Below are 16,231 nucleotides of genomic sequence, written 5' to 3'. Positions count from 1 at the left end.
TCGTTCGTATAAAGTTACGTCGTTTCTCACTTTGTAGAAAACGGCTTAACAGACATTTTCGCATCTGGCGAAACGTATCTTTCTCCAAATCAGTTTTCAATCAAACAGTACATGTTTCTGATCGTCCTGTACGATTGGAGAACGAGCCATCAACGGCACGTATACATGCACAGACACGTATAGACTCAAAGAGATGAGCAATAATAGTACCAACTCCGAAACCAGCGGATTGCCTGTCGATCCGGGTCAGGGGTTACCTCAGGATGGCTTGACACCCATCCGGTTAGATCAGATTGAAGAGGCCGTTGCCGATATTAAAGCCGGTAAAATAGTGCTGGTCGTGGATGACGAAGACCGTGAGAATGAGGGCGATATGATTTGTGCGGCCGAAATGATTACGCCAGAAATGGTCAACTTCATGATTCGCGAAGCGCGGGGTCTTATGTGTGTTCCGCTCACCCAGGAACGCTGCGAAGAACTGGGGCTGGAGATGATGGTTACCAGTAATACGTCGGTACACACAACCCCTTTCACGGTATCGGTCGATTTACTGGGCAAAGGCTGCACAACGGGGATTTCGGCATCTGACCGGGCCAAAACCATCCAGGCACTGGTCGATCCAGCCACCACGCCCGACGATCTGGGTAGGCCCGGGCATATTTTTCCCCTGCGGGCCGTTGAAGGTGGAATTATCCGCCGATCGGGTCACACCGAAGCAGCCATTGATTTAGCAAAACTGGCGGGCTTGTCGCCAGCGGGTGTTCTTATCGAAGTACTGAATGAAGATGGTACCATGGCCCGGTTGCCCCAACTGCGGATAATGGCCGACCGTTTCGGCATGAAGCTTATCAGCATTCAGGATCTGATTGCGTACCGGCTCCGTACCGAATCCCTGATTCAGCGGGAAATTGGCGTGGATATGCCGACCAAATGGGGTCATTTCGACCTGATCGCCTACAGGCAAAGTAACACCGGCGATATTCACCTCGCGCTCATAAAAGGGAAATGGGAGCCCAACGAACCGGTGCTGGTGCGGGTTCATTCGTCCTGCGTTACGGGCGACATATTCGGCTCCTGTCGCTGCGATTGTGGCAGTCAACTGCATACCGCCCTGCAAATGGTAGAAGCGGAAGGAAAAGGCGTAGTCGTGTACATGTTTCAGGAAGGACGAGGCATCGGTTTACTGAATAAGCTAAAAGCCTACAAACTACAGGAAATGGGTCGCGATACGGTTGAAGCCAATCTGGAACTGGGTTTGCCAATGGATGCCCGCGACTATGGCGTAGGGGCGCAAATACTGCGGGACCTGGGTATTCGTAAGCTACGACTTATTTCAAACAACCCCAAGAAAAGGGCTGGACTAATGGGCTACGGGCTGGAAATTATAGACACCATTCCCATTGAGATATCGTCCAATCCTTATAATGAACGCTATCTCCAGACAAAACGCGACAAGATGGGACATACCATCCTGAAAGAACCAATTAACCAGGAACAATAGCAGATAGTTGTGGTTTAGTGTCTGTCGCTCACGGTGTTCATCAGCAGATTAACCGCATATGCTTAGTTGCCTTACACAAACCACAAACTAATTACAATCCACTATGAACAAGCAATCATTCAAAGAACTCATACAGGGTGATAAGCCCGTGCTGGTCGATTTTTATGCCGATTGGTGTGGCCCCTGCAAACAGCAGGCTCCTATATTGAAACAACTCACTGAACGGTCGGGCGACAAGGTTCGCGTGATTAAAATTGACGTGGATAAGGCTCAGGCAGCCGCTCAACAGTATCAGATTCGGAGCATACCAACCATGATTATGTTTAAAGAAGGCAAGATTGTCTGGCGGCAATCGGGGGTGCAGCCCCTGCATACGCTGGAAGGACTGGTAAAGCAGTTTGGGAATTAGCCTTAGCTGCACAGACTTCTCTACTGGAAATGGCCCGAATGATAGCATTCGGGCCATTTCTATGGGCATCAAAACTTATTTTTTCCCAAAATTTTGCAGGTTGGTCAACGCGATGACGTTGATTATTTTCCACTGCCCGTTTAGTCTTTCCAGCACCCGGCTTTCTTTTGATGTAGTTTTTCCGTGGCTGTCCAGCAGGGTTTGGTCGTAGGTAACGAAGGCCATATTGCCGTTCTGGTGTATCATGTAGTTATCGTTTTGTACCGTAACCTTGTCTGATACCCTGTTACTCTTGAACTGACTGGCAAATTGTTTTTCCAGTTCGCTCCACCCTTTAATCAGCCTGAAATCCCCGCCATACAGGTTAGCAGCGAAGTTGACGTAGGGTGTGTGCGCCCAGGCATTTGCCCACTCCGCTTTGTCCCGTTTAAAAAAGCCTTCGGTTTCACTACGTAGCACGCGCTTTATAGCTTCGTTGTCAGCCTGAGCCAACCCATTCATAACGGTACTTAATACCAGAGCAATTACTACCAGTGATTTTTTCATGACCGTAAGGATTGATGATACGGTCAAGGTATAGCAACAAACTATAATAAACAATTATTTTTTTGCACTTTTATACTATTACACAAGAATCCAGTTCATGACGAACTGACTCCCGGATCTGAATGAATCACCGAAATTGCGCTACGGCTGAACGGATAAAATGTGTGTACTACCTTTAGTCTTAGCCAACTATGGCTGGGTATGAACCCCGTCAAATTGCCTATCAATACGATTTAACGCTTATTTGTATCGTCTGCTATTTTTCGACTATCAACAGGCAGCGAACAAACCGCAAACCCATCGGATGTATGAATCAAAAACTCATTTTTTCCGGCCTGTTTCTACTGGGCTCACTCCTTCAATCCGTTTACGCACAGACCATCGTCGAAATCAGGGGTGACCAGTTTTATCTCAATGGCAAACCAACGTATCCGGGCCGCTCGTGGAATGGGAACAACATTGAAGGGTTGCTGATCAACTCCCGGATGGTGCAGGGAATTTTTGACGATTTGAACCCCGAAACAGGGAAAGAGTTTGCCTATCCGGACACCAAAAAGTGGGATGCCAGCCGCAACACCAGCGAGTTTGTGGCCGCCATGCCCCTATGGTATAGCTACGGCCTGAACGCCTTCACGCTGAATATGCAGGGCGGTAGTCCTTACGGCTACGGCAACAAAAAATGCCTGAATCCCGGCTTCAATCCCGATGGCTCGCTGATGGCTCCGTACATGAACCGGCTGGACCGGATTCTGAAGAAGGCCGACGACCTGCACATGGTGGTTATCCTGGGTATTTTCTACTTCGGTCAGGACCAGTATCTGACCGATGAGCAGGCGGTTATCAACGCTACGGATAACCTGGTGAACTGGCTATTTGAGCGGAACTATCGGAACGTGATCATCGAAATTGCCAACGAAACCAATGCGCGGGGAAACTACGACCATAAAATCCTGTGGCCCGACCGCATCCATGAACTTATTGACCGGGTGAAGAGCAGGCAGAAGAATGGCTATCGGTATTTAGTGAGTACCAGTTATGAGGGCAGAGTAGTGCCAACGCCCAACGTGGTGAAAGCTTCCGACTTCCTGTTGATTCACGGAAATGGTGCCAAACAAACCGGACAGATTCAAACGTTGATTGACGCCACAAAAAAAGTGGATGGCTACCGGAAAATGCCCATTGTCATCAACGAAGACGATCATTTCGACTTTGACAAAGACACCAGCAACTTCACGGTATCTGTACAAAACTATGTTTCCTGGGGCTACTTCGATTTTCGGTTTCCCGGCGAAACGGATTACCATGAGGGTTACCAAAGCGTTCCGGTAGACTGGGGTATCAACTCCGATCGAAAAAAAGCCTTTTTTCAAAAAGTGAAAGACATCACGGGTGGTCATGCCCGATAAACCGGTATTATCTATCAGTTACCAGGCCAAAGCGGCCGATTGTTGCCCTTAAGCCGGTGGACTGATATACTAATTTTTGCCCGTATGGCAACCATTTTTATGCGTACGTTGTCATTCTGCCAGATAATTGATTGACTTCCTTACCTCACTTACTATGCGTATCCTACTGCTCGTATGCACCCTGCTCACTACCAGTGCACTGGCCCAGACGCCCTTTGCAGAGCAGCTTGCCCAACACCGGGAAACATACAGGAAGGAATTACTGGATTCGGCCGGTGGCCCGCTGAAAGCAACCACCGATTTGGCGTACATACACTTCTACGAACCAGATTCAACGTACCGCATAATCGCTACGGCCGAACGAACAGTAAACGCCGAACCGTTCGACATGCCTACTTACAGCGGCAAAACAAAGGAGCATGTAGCCTACGCCGTACTGTCGTTTGTGCTGGATGGCAAACCACAGCAGTTGACAGTGTACCGGAGTCTGAACCTGATGAAGGTTCCGAACTACCGGGATTACCTGTTTTTGCCGTTTAAGGATGCTACGTCCGGCAAAGAAACGTACGGCGGTGGGCGGTACATCGACTTCCGCACGGGCGACATTAAAGACGGAAAAGTAACGCTGGACTTCAACCGGGCCTACAATCCCTACTGCGCCTATCAGGAAGGGTATTCATGCCCGATTCCGCCCAGGAACAACATGCTGTCGGTTGCCATTGAAGCGGGGGAGAAAACCTACGAAAAAGACCATTAGACGTACGATTTTGTTGGTATCATCACCCCCCCAACCGACGGACGAGCAGGGTATTTACCAACTCGAATAGCCCGGCGGGTTTGAGGGTCCGCCAATTGGCAATGTCGAGCGTACCCCCAAAATTGATGTAGTAATCGAGATGGTATTTTTTCCATTCCCGCTCAATGAAATCCGGCGAGTGGACAGCCGCAATCCAGCCATCTTCCACATCCTCAAACCACTCCTCATAGTAGCTATCATCGGAGCCGTGAAAATTGAGGATGTTCTCACTAATCAGGATGAAGTATTTAATTCCCTGCTGCACCAGCGGGTCGATTACCTGCCGTTTCAGGTACATGATATCGTTATGAAGCGTGTCGTTCCACTCGCCGAAGAGTTCAATGACCACAAACTGCCGGTCGTAGTTGGCAAATAGGATTTTGCAGTATAGGGTTTCCGAGCCTATTTCATCCCAGAGCGGGTGGATATAGTAGCCGTAAATCGTATTTTCATACTGCTGCATGTTGTACTCCCGCTCATAAAACGGAGACTGCTCATCTTCCGATGCGGTATAATATTTCTCCCAGCCATAGAAGGGTTCAATGTCCTGCATAATCAACTAATGGATGCGTGAGAACAACGCCGGTTTTGCTTTCTCAATCGCTCATTTAATACATCGTAACGAAAGTTTTTGTTTGATTTAGCAGATGACTAAAATACCCATTCAACTCACCTCCAACCACCTTCTGTACTTAACCGACTTACTAAGCAAAGGTACACTACCCGTCAACGTTATGAAACGGACCACCGCTTTTCCTGGACTCAATCAGGATGAAATTTTCGCAGTCCCGGCCTGTCGATACCAGAACCGGCGTATTTCCACCCTGGCGTCAATTGTAAACGCAAGTGGTGGCATGGGCTACCGAACGCAATCAGCATTCGGTCAAAAAGTACCGGGTAGCGGACTGGCATGATACCTTTGTTGTCACACACCCCCAATTAGCCTATTTACCCAATAGAGAAAAGTAATCCGGGAACAATCAGTCCGGGTTGAACGTATGTAGGGAAGTACTTTTTCTTTGAGTTTATGACTCGCCGACAGCATTTTGTTATTATCCTGATTTTAGGGGCACTCTCTACCGTCAGTCCGTTTTCCATCGACATGTACCTGCCGGGTTTTCCGGCTATTGCCCGCGACCTTCACACGTCTATTTCCCAGGTTCAGCTATCGCTAACGGCCTATCTGGTCGGTATTTCTGTCGGGCAACTCCTGTACGGACCCCTGCTGGACCGGTACGGCCGGAAGCGGCCCCTGTACGCTGGTTTGGTCGTTTACCTGCTGGCTTCCATTGGTTGTGCCTTTAGTACATCCATCGAAACGCTGATTGCCATGCGGTTACTCCAGGCACTGGGTGGTTGCGTGGGGCTGGTAGCGGCACAGGCACTGGTACGGGATTTATTCCCGGTTTCGCAGATTGCCCAGGTTTTTTCGCTGCTCATTCTGGTCATCGCCGTTTCGCCCATGATTGCCCCAACCGTTGGCGGTTACGCGACTATGGCTTTCGGCTGGCATTCCATTTTCCTTATCCTGGCCGTCATTACCGCCCTTATGCTGGTCGGTATCTATTTTGCCCTGCCCGATGGCCGGCAGCCGGACGCTTCCCTGTCGTTACGTCCGCAGGCGGTGTTAAGAAGTTTTTCTACCGTTATCAAGCAGCCGCAGTTTCTAATTTACACGCTGGTTGGTGGTATTGCAACGTCGGCCCCCTTCGCTTATCTGGCGGGTTCGTCCGATGTGTTCATGAATCTCTACCACGCCAGCGCGCAGGAATACGGCTGGATTTTCGCCCTCATGACCGTCCCGCTGGTGGTTCCAACGCAGTTCAATCGTTTTTTTCTGAAACGATACAGCAGCGAGCAGATCATTCTGGTTACGCTGACCTACCAGTCGGTGGTGGGGTTATTGATGGTACTCGGTACCTGGGCCGGGTGGTTTGGCGAGTTTGGCCTGATTGGGATGCTGTTTCTGTTTCTGGCCGGACAGGGCATAACCGGCCCCAATGCATCGGCCTTGTCTTTAGCTCCATTTACGCGTCATGCGGGGAGCGCGGCCGCCCTGATGGGTAGCTTCCGGATGGGATTTGGGGCACTGGTTTCGGCAACTGTCAGCCTACTGCACGACAATACCGCCATACCGATGGTGGGCGTAATGACGGGCTGCGTTGTTGGTGGACTAGCTGTCCTGGTGATTGGGCAACGCATCGTTCAGTACCAAACTACTCATCGCACCAGCAACGAACCACTGGTGGAAGTTGTGTTATAGGAGAAAAAGAGCTTAAGAAGTGAGCTGAAAGACTGTTAGCAAGCTGGTCCTTCATCTCACTTCTTTCTTCTTATAGCTTCCCGCATTCTATAGCTACTCACTAGCCTGATCGTCAATTGGGCCGTATTTAGCTTCGCGGATGGCAATCCACTCCTTCGCCGTGCCGCCTTTGGAGAAATGATCGTCCTCGTCCTGAATTTCCTGATCCCAACTAAATTCAACCGTAAACTGACCCTGGGCAGTCAGGTCGATCTGTAGTCGATTGGCGGGTGGCTCTCCCGCGGTTTTCCGGTGCAGATACAACTCCTGAACCGCTTCGGTGGCTTCTTCCGGGAAATCGGTGGATAGCACTTCCAGTTCGCCCGTCGGGGTGAGATAGTGACCATCCAGCTCCAAGTCCAGTCCGTCGGACAGAAACTGAGCGTTTAGCCGTACGATGGTCCACTCATCGGGAATAATGGCGCTGATGGCGTCGGTCAATACATCGTAAATTTCATTCGTTGTCATACGTCACATAAGAGGGGTAATCTCAAAATAGTTCTGCCCGGTAGGGTCTATGAACCGTACCGGGCAGAACAAAGGTGCAGTAAGTGCTAGTTTTTCACCTGTACCGGCAGGTCTTCCAACTGAGCATAACTTAGTTTCCAGCTGTTATCCGCTACTTTTTTCCAGAGCAGGATGTAGTTGCCCTCGCCAAAAGCGTGCGGATCGGACGGATTGACCGGCATCACATCCACCGAAAACGTACCCGCTTCATACGCTGTCTGGGTATCGGTTCCGGAGCTTACTACGTTCGTTTTCAGGTCGCTCAGGGTTGGCAGCGTTTCCCGAACCCATTTCTCGGCCACTTCCGACTTTCCTTTAAAATGCGTGTTGCCTTGTAGGAATTCGGCATCATCGGCCAGTAGATTCGTTATTTTGGCCGCGTCTTTATTGTTCCAGGCATCAATAAACTGCCGGTTTAAATCCTGAATATTAACGGTATCCGTTGTTTTTGAGCAGGACGCGAAAAGCGCAGCCACGATGAGAATACGGAAGAAGTTCATAAGTGTAAAATTTGTAGTGAATGACAAAAAAAGTACACTGCCCCACGTAATCGGGTGGGAGCAGTGTACCAGACTAAATAGATTACCAGCTTTTCCGGCGATACTCGTAGGTTGGATAGGGCGATAGTGGATCACCATACGTATCGTTCACCAGAAACCCGGACTTGTACACATAAGCAACCGGCTTACCGGCGTCCATAATACTGGCCCCCTGCATGGCAGGTGCGGTGGCCGCTACCGTTGGGCTGGCGGCTCCTCCTGCTACTGAATTTGGTACGCCTGTCCGCTGGGCTACGGCCCTTGCCTGTTCGGTCTGATTGGCAGCAGCCCGGTCGGCGGCCGCTTTTTCGGCAGCGGCTCTATCCGCAGCAGCAATACGGGCTCTCTCGGCGGCAGCAACTCGGGCCGCTTCGGCAGCCTTCTGCTTATTGTCGACATGCTTGCCAATAGCGTAACCAGCCGCTCCACCCGCTACACCGCCAATAACACCACCTACCACACGGTTACGTTTGTTGATGATGGCACCCGCAGCGGCACCTGCACCGGTCCCGATGGCGGTACCCGTTGCCTGCGGACTCCAGCGTCTTTTCGACTTCTTACCGATGGCGTAGCCGCCCGCTCCTCCAACAATACCGCCTACAACACCACCGACGGCCCGGTTGCGCTTGTTGATAACAGCTCCTGCGGCTGCGCCGGTGGCAGCGCCAATAACAGCACCGTTAGTTCCGGTGCCCCAGCCTTTGATAACCTGAGCATCGACAGGCTGGCCTAGTATAGTGATTGCCAGCACAATGAGTGTAGCAATCGAATTAGTCTTTTTCATAGCGTTTCTTAATTTACGTGAAAATGATGGCTTTCAGATCACAATTAACCTGATCAGTACGGCCATTGTTTTGCATAAGATTATTTCTGCAACCGATGGTTTAACCGGACAGGCTCATAGCAACTTATCAGGAAACGCAAAGACAATGTATCGCTGGAAGCAGGCAACAGGGATAAAATTGGTCACGAATGCCCTTTGGAGACTCAGAGGCCACAATCAGTATCCCTGCAAATCGAAGTCGGCCGCGTCAATCTGCTCAACCCGTTTGCCCATCTTTTTCTGAATGATGTAGAAATGATGGTCATCATCGGGCGTGATGAGCGAGATAGCATTCCCCGTTGCTTCGGCCCGGCCGGTGCGGCCAATCCGGTGAATATAATCTTTGGGCGAGCGGGGTAGTTCGAAGTTAACGACATGGGGCAGCAACGGAATATCAATACCCCGCGACAGCAGATCGGTGGCAATCATGACGGTTAGCTTACCCGCTTTAAAATCACGCAGTACTTCCGTCCGGATACTCTGCCCTTTTTGACCGTGGATGGCAGCCGCCTGAATTCCGTTCTTGTTGAGCTTGACAACCAGATTATCCGCCGTTCGGGTGGAGGATACAAACACCAGCACCTGCGTCATGTTGCCGGTTTTAATCAGGTAGCGCAGCAGTGGCCCTTTGCGCTCCAGGCTGGTTTTGTAGGCTAGCTGGCTAATCAGGTCAAGGTTGGGGGCTTCTTCTTCGATGGCTTCTACTTTAACCGGCAACCGGAGCCATTTTTCGTTGATGTCCTGAATGGAATCGCCCAGCGTGGCGGAGAAAAGGATTGTCTGCCGCTTTTTGGGGAGCCGGTCAAACAGTTGGCTCATCTCCTCATCAAAACCCAGTTCGAGCATTTTATCGGCTTCGTCGAGCACCAGAATCTCCACGCCCGACAGGCGTAAAGCCCGCTGCGACAGAAGATCCAGTAGTCGGCCGGGGGTGGCTACGATAATGTCGGCCCCGTGTACGGCTATCATCTGGGGGTTGATGGCCACTCCCCCGAACACCGCTACGGTTTTTACCTTCGGGAAAAGATGCGCACTCAACTCCTGAAACACCCCGGCTACCTGCGCGGCCAGTTCGCGGGTGGGTACCAGCACCAGCACACTGGGACTGGCTCCTGATGTTTCCTTCGTCCGGTGAAACAGTTCCAGAATCGGCAACACGAACGCGGCCGTTTTGCCGGAACCGGTTTTGGCGATACCCAATATATCCTTACCGCGCAAAATGGACGGAATGGCATCCCACTGGATGGGGTACGGGCGGTCATACTGTTGCTCCGCGATAGCTTTCAGCAGGGGGGCCGACAGGCCCAGTGCTTTGAAAGACTGCTTATTTTTTTCCGCTCCGCTTGATGGGTCGTCCATATTTCAACATTTTTTCGGCTGCGTGATCGCGCCGGACGTTTACTTTCTTGTTTTTATCGATTTTCTCGTGAAAGGCCGGACCGACATCTTCCCGTTTGGGCGTTTTAATGTCCGGTATTTTCATGTACACAACTGGTTTCTCATTCTCCGTCAGCACGTCGGAAATAACCAGATTTTCCGGCAGCGGCAGCACCGGAATTTTATAGTTCATCAGCGCTTCGATGGCGTCCTGTTTTTCTTCGTCGGCCGGGGTGATAAACGCCATGGCAATCCCATCTACTTCGGCCCGGCCGGTGCGGCCAATCCGGTGTATGTAGTTCTCCGGCACCTCGGGCAGATCGAAATTGATGACGTGCGATACTTCGGCCACGTCCAGACCGCGGGCAATAATGTCCGTAGCAATCAGCACGCGGTACACCCCCGACTTAAACCGGTCGACGGCTTCGAAACGAAGATTCTGGGCCTTATTGGAGTGAATAACGCCCGTCTGCTCCGAAAAGTCATCATCCAGTTGTTCGTGTAACTGATCAGCCAATTGTTTGGTAGCCACAAAAACCAGCACTTTGGTCATGGTCGAATCCTTACGGAGCAACCGTTCCAGTAAATTGACTTTCGTATAGAAATTAGGCACCTGATAGGCCGTCTGGGCAATATTTTCCAGCGGTGTTCCCACTGGGGCCGCTTCTACCCGAATCGGGCTGTTGAAAAACGTTTCGATCAGTTTTTCCACATCGGTGGTCAGGGTAGCGGAAAACAGCAGGTTCTGCCGTTTGGGCGGCAAGAGGTCCAGAATAATTTTCAGCTGCGTGCGAAAGCCAAGATTCAGCATTTCGTCTACTTCGTCGATCACCAGTTTTTTAACCGCTTTCGTCTTAAGCACGCCACTCGTCAGCAAATCGACCAGCCGACCGGGCGTGGCCACCAGTATATCCATACCCTGCAACACCTGGGCCACCTGTGGTTTCATGTTGACACCGCCATACACACCCACCGTCGTCAGGTTCAGGTATTTTGTCAGTTGATTCACCGTTTCCAGCACCTGCACCACCAGCTCCCGCGTGGGTACAATGATGAGTAGCTGGGGTAATTTCTCTCTCGAAAACAGAAGCTGGCGCAGGCAGGGCAGCAGATAGGCCAGCGTCTTCCCCGTACCCGTCTGGGCCAGTCCGCACACATCCCGCCCCGACATCACCACCGAAAAAACGTGTTCCTGGATGTGGGTGGGGGTTGTATAGCCCAGATCACTCAGGGCATTAAGCAGAGGTTTATTTAAATTCAGTTCGTCAAATGTCATAATCAGGCTGTTGTCTACCAGCCGGCAAAGGTACGGCTAATCAATGAGCTACCGCTATAACCTCCGCTACGACAGGCTGATTGTGTGGTCGAAGGGGGTAAAACCAGTGATGTAAACGCTGGGGGCATCCATAGCGGGCAACGCGCCCCGCAGCTGTACATTTTTGTGGACAGCCTGTCCGGGACCATCCTGGCCGGGACCAAACGTAATGGTATCCCCTTTGACGGTGTACGAACCCCTACCTGAAAGCAGATATGAATTGGCCCGCGTCGGATGAGCGGTGACGCCAGTGAATGTGCCACCCGGACGAAAAATCAACTCCAGGGCAACGGGCACCCCATCGGTTCCGGCAATGGTAATGCGGGCCTGCAGCCCATTGTTCTGTTCGCTGATGGTTACCGTTGTCTGCAATGTTTGCACTTCGCTCTGCTCCCGGTTCGTTCGCGGCATCTTCTCCCAGTCCCCATCGGCCGGAATCTGGTCGGGTGGGTAAGGCTGGTAGTACGGTCCGTCCAGCGCCTGCGTCAGTACCCAGCTATCGCCCTGTTGGTCGATTTTCCCGGTCTGAAACTGCCCTTTGCCAAAAAACGAACTGGCCACCCGCATTCCCTGCAACACGGCATCGCCTTTGTGAAACGTAAGCCAGACGGGGCTAGCCGACAAAATGGTCCCATCCCACGTATCGCGACGAATGCGTACCAGCCCCGAATGAGGATATGTTTTTACGTAACTGGTTGGTAACGGCCTGGAAGCTGGCAATTCCTGCCACAGAGTAGGGTCTTCCAGCAGGTAATCGAGCAAGTAAACCGTTTTAGGCATGGCCGTTTTTTCAATCAGTCGGCACATGGCAGCCATTTCGCCGTTGTTATCATGAATCGCCAGGTACCGGTAGGGGAAGTAATAGCCTTCCAGCGTACCCACCAGCGCTTTATCCTGTCGGCCGGAAGCTTCCGAAACCACTTCGCCATTTGGATGGACATAGTACATGGTCATGGCCAGATTCCGGCGAACGTACTCCAGCAGTTCAGGTTTTTGCAGGCCCTTCGCTATGGTAATCAGCAGACGGTTGGTCAGGGGCGAATAAATCAGGGTGCTGCGCTCGTTGTACTGCCCGTCGCTGTCCATGTCGATATGCTCGGCCAGCCACCGGTTTATCCGGTTCACGTAGTTGGAATCCGGCCAGCGCTCATTTAGTTTGGTCAGTGCCGCCGACACCACCCAGCGGTGATTGGGGGTATGGATGCCCCCCACCGTCAGAGCTTCTCCCGCCCGAAGCAGAAACGTTTTGAACGTCGCCAGCACGGCCTCCCGTTCGGGCGTACCCGACTGCTCCAGCAACGTATAAGCGGGCACTAACCGCTTGACGATAAAACCCGTATCGGGTGTTGAATGAAAATTGGTGGCGGGTAAATCGAGCGTACCATCAGCATGCTGCGCCTTCAGCAGGTAACCTAGCGCCGAATCGATTTGCCGCAGCAAACCGGCAGACTGATAAAACGACGACTCCGGGCAGGAAATAGCACAGGCCGCCCGACGAACGAAATCGGCCGTTGATTGCGGATTGGGAATATCGTCCCCATCGGTTATCGCACCCGGAAATGCCCCCGCTTCGCCCACCCGATACGCCTGTATCGACTTCAGTTGTTGATCATTCAGGTGAATCAGATCACGCAGCCAGCCAGGTTTTACGGGTAAGGGAACAACCGCCGGAAAAGCAGTTGCGGGTAGCATTGGTACCGCACAGAGCGCAACGGCACTGGTGCGCACAAACTTTCTTCGATCCATCGTCCAGGCATTTTAGGGCTAAAAGCACGGTTGGCCCGGCATCTAATAGAACCGGTATGAGACGGGTCCAGTATTAAATGAGACGAAACCGATGATAGCCGGGTCAGGAACACGCTCAACCCGCTATTTTTCGCTTACTTTTAGGGCATGATAACCCCACAACAACAGGCGCAGATACTGGACAGTCTGGGCATTTCGGCCCTGAATCCGATGCAGGAAGCCGCCCGCGAAGCCATTGGTCAGGACAATGATACGTTTCTAATCGCGCCCACCGGCTCCGGCAAAACCATCGGCTTTCTGCTGCCAATCCTTGGTCTGCTCGATGCTGACAGCAACTCAGTGCAGTGCCTTATACTGGTCCCCACCCGCGAACTGGCCATGCAGATTGAACAGGTGTGGAAAAAAATGGCAACGGGTTTCAAAGTAAACGTGTGCTACGGGGGGCACCCGATGGAAACCGAAATCAACAACCTCAGTAATCCACCCGCCCTGCTGATTGGTACGCCCGGACGCATTCGGGATCACCTCACCCGCCGAACCTTCTCGCTGGACGGCATCAAAACGCTGGTACTGGACGAGTTCGATAAGGCACTGGAACTGGGATTTCAGGATGAGATGGCCTTCATTATCCGGGGGCTGCGTAACCTGCGGAAACGGGTGCTGGTTTCGGCAACCGCCGGTATTCCTATCCCGGACTTTGTACGGCTTAAATCGCCCACCACGCTGTCGTTCATGCCGGAAGACGAAACGCCCCGGCTGACGGTGAAAGTGGTGTACTCCGAAGCGAAGGACAAAATCGATACGCTGTTTCAGCTACTTTGCTCGCTGGGCCCCGAAGCCGCCCTGGTTTTCTGCAACCACCGGGAAGCCGCCGAAAGAACCAGTGCCCTACTCAATGAAGATGGGCTATACACCACATTTTACCACGGCGGCATGGAACAGGCCGACCGCGAGCGGGCACTGATCCGGTTTCGGAATGGCAGCGTCAATGACCTGGTTACCACCGACCTGGCAGCTCGCGGACTGGATATTCCGGAGATGAAAAACGTTATTCATTACCACCTGCCCCTACAGGCACATGAGTTCGTGCATCGGAATGGGCGCACGGCCCGCATGATGGCATCCGGCACGGCCTACGTTATCCTGCACCGGAACGAACCCCGCCCGGCTTACCTGGACGCATCCCTCGAAATAATCGACCTCCCCACCGATCCCCAGCCCAGACCCACTTTGCCCGCCCCCCCCGACTTTGTGACGCTCTACGTGAGTGGCGGCAAGAAGAACAAGCTCAACAAAGTGGACATTGTTGGTTTTTTCTCGCAGAAAGGCGGTCTCGATAAAGGCGACCTGGGCCGAATTGAAGTGCAGGACTTCATCTCCTTTGCCGCCGTAAAAACAGCCAAAGTCGATGCACTACTGGAGAGAGTGAAAGACGAAAAAATGAAGGGGAAAAAGTACAAGATTGAAGTGGCGCGGTAGAGTGGAATTACGCTGGGAATTCGAAGCAAAGAGAATAGATACACAGCCCTTTGCTTACAAAGTCACCGGAAAGCAAATCTATGGAGAAATAGAATAATCATCGTCCCTTATGAAATCTTCGCCATATCTATAAGCGGGCTCCTTTAATACATCTTTGATATATTCTCGTTTTTTCTTTATCTCCTTTGCAATGCGCCTTCTGTACTCTGGATTAAGGTGTGTACCATTATTAAGATCAATTATCATGTCTGCAACAAGTGGTAGGATGGGATGCTTCATAAAGCTTGGTTTATCAAAAAGCTTCAGTAAGTAAGATTCATCAGCAATATAAGTGTTGTATAATGTTGAGGAGATTATTAATAACTTTAAATCATTTTCAAAACTCTCCTTCGAAGATTCAAAATTTAGCATCTCAAGATCTCCGAATGAGTCAACTAGTGTTTGTTTCAGTGTAATAGACTTAAAATTCTCTGTGAACCAGAAACTTATAATAGTCAACATAAGAGGATAAGGCATATTATAGAAAAGACTTTTTTCATCTCTCGTAAATTCTTTAATTTCATTTATAGAATTCATTAAATTATCTAATGATTTAAATACTAGTTTTTTGCGATCTTTTGGCTTTGTCTGATATAAAGCCTGTGATAAGTATCCCATACCACCCACATTCATAAACCTATCTTTGATATCTAAGTTTGGGGCCTTTTCTACCACGTCATCTATCATGTTTACTAATTCTTTTGATTGACCAGCATAGAATATAGCGGTATTTTGCCAGTTGATATCATTAAAATTTTCCACTAAACGTTTATAATGAGTATCACGCTGATTGTGATATATCTCTACTGATGCTAAAAACTCCACAAAAGCTATTTGTTTAAAACCAACCATATTATTTTCATCTTGGTATAACAGTCCAGATTTTTCTATCAGATCATTAATATCATCGTCATTTTGTAATTGGTATCCACGGTCAATTAAAAATTTATTTATAAATTCTTTAAAAAAACTTAAATCAATCTCATAAATATTATTATCAAGCATATGTAACGCTAATACAGTAAATAACCTCCTCTTTATATTAAACAAAAGTAAACCGTTCTTATCTTTTACTTCCAGTTTCCCTAGAAGAACTGCAACGAAATCCGTATATATATCCGTTATAGTTGCAGGTATTTCATAGTTGTTCTCATGGGTGCATTTCAAAAGTACCCGCAAATAGTTACATTGTATAATCTGTACCCCTTTTCTGTGCACTACTATGACTCGTGAAGAACTCCATGCGCTGATTGACGCTCAATACGACCAATTAGACGCCATTCAGCAACAGCCCACCTTTCTCGCCTTCGAACAACAGTTTACCCAGGTTTGGACTGCATTAGGCCAACAAGTACTCCAGGCTAGTGTGGGCCAGCCACCGGCTAACCCACGAAAAAAAACGGTTGTCAAACCCGATTTGGCTTCATAGAGGTAGCGCATCAACAT

At 50.4% G+C, this 16,231-nt stretch carries 17 protein-coding genes; 8 read left to right on the top strand and 9 right to left on the bottom strand.

Annotated elements, in window-relative coordinates; translation table 11 throughout:
* Positions 1-193: 193 nt before the first annotated feature.
* Positions 194-1,501 (top strand): bifunctional 3,4-dihydroxy-2-butanone-4-phosphate synthase/GTP cyclohydrolase II, encoded by a 1,308-nt coding sequence (locus B157_RS0116260; RefSeq protein ID WP_020604363.1) that lies wholly within the window; start codon positions 194-196, stop codon positions 1,499-1,501.
* Positions 1,502-1,604: 103 nt separating this feature from the next.
* Positions 1,605-1,910, top strand: a complete 306-nt coding sequence (trxA, locus tag B157_RS0116255) for a thioredoxin (protein WP_020604362.1) — start codon at positions 1,605-1,607, stop codon at positions 1,908-1,910.
* Positions 1,911-1,985: 75 nt separating this feature from the next.
* On the opposite strand, the gene B157_RS0116250 is transcribed toward trxA, so the two are convergent.
* Complete coding sequence (locus B157_RS0116250) at positions 1,986-2,456, bottom strand: hypothetical protein (RefSeq protein WP_020604361.1); 471 nt, start codon at positions 2,454-2,456, stop codon at positions 1,986-1,988.
* A gap of 308 nt (positions 2,457-2,764) precedes the next feature.
* Here B157_RS0116250 and B157_RS0116245 point away from each other — a divergent pair, with 308 nt between their 5' ends.
* Both B157_RS0116245 and B157_RS0116240 read left to right on the top strand, forming a co-directional pair.
* Positions 2,765-3,862, top strand: coding sequence for a hypothetical protein (locus tag B157_RS0116245; RefSeq protein ID WP_041952147.1), 1,098 nt, complete (start codon positions 2,765-2,767; stop codon positions 3,860-3,862).
* A gap of 154 nt (positions 3,863-4,016) precedes the next feature.
* The gene (locus B157_RS0116240) at positions 4,017-4,619 is read left to right on the top strand and encodes a DUF1684 domain-containing protein (RefSeq protein WP_020604359.1); all 603 of its coding nucleotides are present in this window, start codon (positions 4,017-4,019) and stop codon (positions 4,617-4,619) included.
* A gap of 22 nt (positions 4,620-4,641) precedes the next feature.
* On the opposite strand, the gene B157_RS0116235 is transcribed toward B157_RS0116240, so the two are convergent.
* Positions 4,642-5,211, bottom strand: coding sequence for a hypothetical protein (locus B157_RS0116235; RefSeq protein WP_020604358.1), 570 nt, complete (start codon positions 5,209-5,211; stop codon positions 4,642-4,644).
* A 181-nt stretch (positions 5,212-5,392) separates the two neighbouring features.
* Between B157_RS0116235 and B157_RS0116230 the strand changes: the two genes are divergently transcribed.
* Both B157_RS0116230 and B157_RS0116225 read left to right on the top strand, forming a co-directional pair.
* The gene (locus B157_RS0116230) at positions 5,393-5,572 is read left to right on the top strand and encodes a hypothetical protein (RefSeq protein WP_157618466.1); all 180 of its coding nucleotides are present in this window, start codon (positions 5,393-5,395) and stop codon (positions 5,570-5,572) included.
* A 113-nt stretch (positions 5,573-5,685) separates the two neighbouring features.
* Positions 5,686-6,921 (top strand): multidrug effflux MFS transporter, encoded by a 1,236-nt coding sequence (locus B157_RS0116225; protein WP_020604356.1) that lies wholly within the window; start codon positions 5,686-5,688, stop codon positions 6,919-6,921.
* A 93-nt stretch (positions 6,922-7,014) separates the two neighbouring features.
* Here the strand turns inward: B157_RS0116225 and B157_RS0116220 are convergent, their stop codons facing one another.
* The 6 genes from B157_RS0116220 to B157_RS0116195 all read right to left on the bottom strand — a co-directional run bounded on the left by B157_RS0116220 (position 7,015) and on the right by B157_RS0116195 (position 13,267).
* Positions 7,015-7,428: an antitoxin YezG family protein gene (locus B157_RS0116220; protein WP_020604355.1), complete on the bottom strand. Its 414-nt coding sequence runs from the start codon at positions 7,426-7,428 to the stop codon at positions 7,015-7,017.
* 86 nt (positions 7,429-7,514) lie between these two features.
* Positions 7,515-7,967 (bottom strand): YybH family protein, encoded by a 453-nt coding sequence (locus B157_RS0116215; RefSeq protein ID WP_020604354.1) that lies wholly within the window; start codon positions 7,965-7,967, stop codon positions 7,515-7,517.
* Positions 7,968-8,049: 82 nt separating this feature from the next.
* A complete protein-coding gene (locus B157_RS0116210) occupies positions 8,050-8,790 on the bottom strand; it encodes a glycine zipper domain-containing protein (protein WP_020604353.1) in 741 nt (246 codons plus the stop codon).
* A gap of 216 nt (positions 8,791-9,006) precedes the next feature.
* A complete protein-coding gene (locus B157_RS0116205; protein ID WP_020604352.1) occupies positions 9,007-10,188 on the bottom strand; it encodes a DEAD/DEAH box helicase in 1,182 nt (393 codons plus the stop codon).
* A complete protein-coding gene (locus B157_RS0116200) occupies positions 10,154-11,482 on the bottom strand; it encodes a DEAD/DEAH box helicase (RefSeq protein WP_020604351.1) in 1,329 nt (442 codons plus the stop codon). Before B157_RS0116200 ends, B157_RS0116205 begins: the two co-directional genes overlap by 35 nt.
* Before the next feature lie 66 nt (positions 11,483-11,548).
* Positions 11,549-13,267, bottom strand: coding sequence for a hypothetical protein (locus B157_RS0116195; RefSeq protein WP_020604350.1), 1,719 nt, complete (start codon positions 13,265-13,267; stop codon positions 11,549-11,551).
* Between the two features lie 147 nt (positions 13,268-13,414).
* Between B157_RS0116195 and B157_RS0116190 the strand changes: the two genes are divergently transcribed.
* Entirely contained in the window at positions 13,415-14,746 is a 1,332-nt protein-coding gene (locus B157_RS0116190) for a DEAD/DEAH box helicase (RefSeq protein ID WP_020604349.1), read from the top strand.
* Positions 14,747-14,824: 78 nt separating this feature from the next.
* Here B157_RS0116190 and B157_RS0116185 read toward each other — a convergent pair whose 3' ends face one another.
* A complete protein-coding gene (locus B157_RS0116185) occupies positions 14,825-15,952 on the bottom strand; it encodes an NACHT domain-containing protein (protein WP_169521745.1) in 1,128 nt (375 codons plus the stop codon).
* Between the two features lie 55 nt (positions 15,953-16,007).
* On the opposite strand from B157_RS0116185, the gene B157_RS0116180 reads away from it, so the two are divergent.
* Positions 16,008-16,214 (top strand): hypothetical protein, encoded by a 207-nt coding sequence (locus tag B157_RS0116180; RefSeq protein ID WP_020604347.1) that lies wholly within the window; start codon positions 16,008-16,010, stop codon positions 16,212-16,214.
* Positions 16,215-16,231 lie beyond the last annotated feature (17 nt).

The sequence above is a fragment of the Spirosoma spitsbergense DSM 19989 genome (assembly GCF_000374085.1).
GTDB lineage: Bacteria > Bacteroidota > Bacteroidia > Cytophagales > Spirosomataceae > Spirosoma > Spirosoma spitsbergense.
Note: the sequence above shows the minus strand (reverse complement) of the source record. Positions and strands in the feature narration are given on the sequence as shown.